This is a genomic window from Cellulomonas citrea (assembly GCF_009829685.1).
In the GTDB taxonomy this organism is placed as follows: domain Bacteria; phylum Actinomycetota; class Actinomycetes; order Actinomycetales; family Cellulomonadaceae; genus Cellulomonas; species Cellulomonas citrea.
In genome coordinates this window covers 1-2,372 of the sequence record NZ_VWSD01000255.1, presented here as the reverse complement: position 1 = coordinate 2,372, position 2,372 = coordinate 1, and the positions used below count along the sequence as shown (strand labels likewise).

General features: G+C 76.8%; 2 protein-coding genes. Both read left to right on the top strand.

All coding sequences use genetic code 11. The features are described 5' to 3' along the window. On the top strand, positions 1-1,725 hold a 1,725-nt coding region (locus F2B26_RS15840; protein WP_201292789.1), incomplete at its 5' end, for an acetate--CoA ligase family protein. A gap of 39 nt (positions 1,726-1,764) precedes the next feature. Continuing rightward, on the top strand, positions 1,765-2,343 hold the full coding sequence (locus tag F2B26_RS15835) for a DUF5998 family protein (protein WP_159810992.1): 579 nt from the start codon (positions 1,765-1,767) through the stop codon (positions 2,341-2,343). Positions 2,344-2,372 lie beyond the last annotated feature (29 nt).

Here is a 2,372-nt window from a genome sequence, read left to right as displayed (position 1 = left end):
GGGATGCGGGTCGTGGGCCCGGGCAGCTTCGGGCTGCTGGCCACGCACGACGGCGTCACGCTCAACGCCAGCCTGGCCGACCCGGTGCCCGCCGCCGGCCGGGTGGGCCTGTTCTGCCAGTCGGCGCCGATGGCGGTGACGCTGCTCGCGGCGGCCGGCCGGCGCGGGCTGCCGATCGCCCAGCTGGTCTCGGCGGGGCACCGGGCGGACGTCTCGGGCAACGACCTCATGCAGTTCTGGGGCGAGGACGACGACACGCAGGCAGTCGCCCTCTACCTGGAGTCGATCGGCAACCCACGCAAGTTCTCCCGGGTGGCGCGCCGGCTGGCCGCGGCCAAACCGGTCGTCGTCGTGACCGCGGGTCGGTCGGGCCAGGTGGTGCCGCCCGGTCACGCCGTGCGGGCCACCCAGGTCCCGCCGGGTGCGCTGCAGGAGATCCTGCGCCGTTCGGGGGTGCTGCAGGTCGACACCACCCACCAGCTCATGGACGCCCTCCAGCTGTTCGCGCTGCAACCGCTGCCGGCCGGGCCGCGCACGGCCGTCCTGGCATCCTCGGCGTCGGTGGCCGCGCTCGTGGCCGAGGCCGCCACGGCCGCGGGTCTGCAGGTGCCCGGTGACGTCGCCCTGGTGCCGCAGGACGCCGCACCGGAGCAGATCAGGGCGGCCATCGACGCGGTGTACGCCGCCGACGTGGACGCCGTGCTCGTCGTGCGGGTGCCGCTGCTCGGCGGGCTCGACCGGGACCTGGCGGCCCACCTGGCCCAGGCGTCGGCACGCACCGGTCGCACCACGGTGGCGTGCATGCCCGACCTGCTGGGCCTGAGCGAGGAGCTCACCGCGCCCGACGCCGAGGGCCGGCCGTGCACGGTCCCGGCCTTCGCCTCCCCGGAGGACGCCGCCGCGGCGCTCGGCCTGGCCGCCCGGTACGCCGCCTGGCGGGCGGCCGACCGGGGCACGGCCGTCCGTCCCGCGGGGGTGGACGCCCGGGCGGCCCGTCGGCTGGTGCGCGGCTGGCTGGGGGAGCGGGGCACGGACCCGGTCACGCTCACCGAGCCCCAGGTGGCCGAGCTGCTGGCCACCGCGGGCATCTCGTCGTGGCCCAACGTGCCGGTGCAGGACGCAGCCGGTGCGGTGGCTGCGGCGGCGGAGCTCGGCGGTCCGGTGGCCGTCAAGTCCACCGCGCCCGGGCTGCGGCACCGGGCGGACCTGGGCGGGGTGCGCCTCGACCTGGTCGACCCGGAGGAGATCGCGGCGGCCGCCACGCAGGTCCTCGCCCTCGGACAGGGCCTGGGGGGCGGCCCGTCCCCTCTCGTGGTGCAGGCGATGGCGCCGCGCGGGGTGGCCTGCGTGCTGTCCACGTCGGAGGACCCGCTGTTCGGCCCGGTGGTGTCGTTCGGCGTGAGCGGGGACGCCGTCGAGCTGCTGGGCGACATCGCCTACGGCGTGCCGCCCTTCACCGACGTCGACGTGCGCGAGCTGGTGCGCACCGCGCGGGCGGCGCCCAAGCTCTTCGGGCACCGCGGCGCGCCGCCGGTCGACGTGGCCGCGCTGGAGGACCTCATCGCGCGGCTGGCGGTGCTCGCCGACGAGCTGCCGGAGCTGGCCTCGCTCGAGCTCAACCCCGTCGTCGTGGCGCGCAGCGGGGTGCACGTGCTGGCGGCGAGCGCGACGCTGGCCACCGCTGAACGGGCCGATGCTGCCCGGCGCCTGCTGCCGCGCAGCTGACGGGCCGCATCGGTGCGTCGGGGATGGAAAGATGGTGCGGTGCCCGTCGTCCCCTCCACCCTGCGCCGTGACCTCGACCGGGCCGGCTACTACCCGGCCCTCGTGGCGGACGTGCTCGACGTGGCCCTGGCCGAGGAGCCCGTCGTCGCGCACCTCGTGCTGCCCGAGACCACGTTCGACGACGTCGAGCTGCGCCGTCACGTCACCGTGCTCGTCCTGACGCCCAGCCGGCTCGTCGTGGCCCATGTCGACGACCTGCCCGCGGACTCCGAGCACCCGTCGGCCTCGGCTTCGGCGACCACCGAGTCGGTGCCCCTGCGCGAGCTGCGCACCGTCGGCCTCACCCATGTGGTGGGCGACCCGGCGCGCTACCGCGAGGGTCGCACCGCGCCGGTCGAGGTGGTGATCGCCATCGGCTGGGGCTCGGTGTCGCGGGTCGACCTCGAGCCGGCCGCGTGCGACGACCCGCAGTGCGAGGCCGACCACGGGCTGACCGGCTCCATCACCCCCGACGACGTCGTCGTCCGGGTGAGCGCCGCGGCCGAGGGAGCGGACGCCGTCAAGGCCGCGGTGCGGTTCGCGCGGCTGCTGTCCGCCGCCGGTGCCGGTCGGCTGTAGCGCGGTGTCGGCAGGGGAGGAGCTCGCCG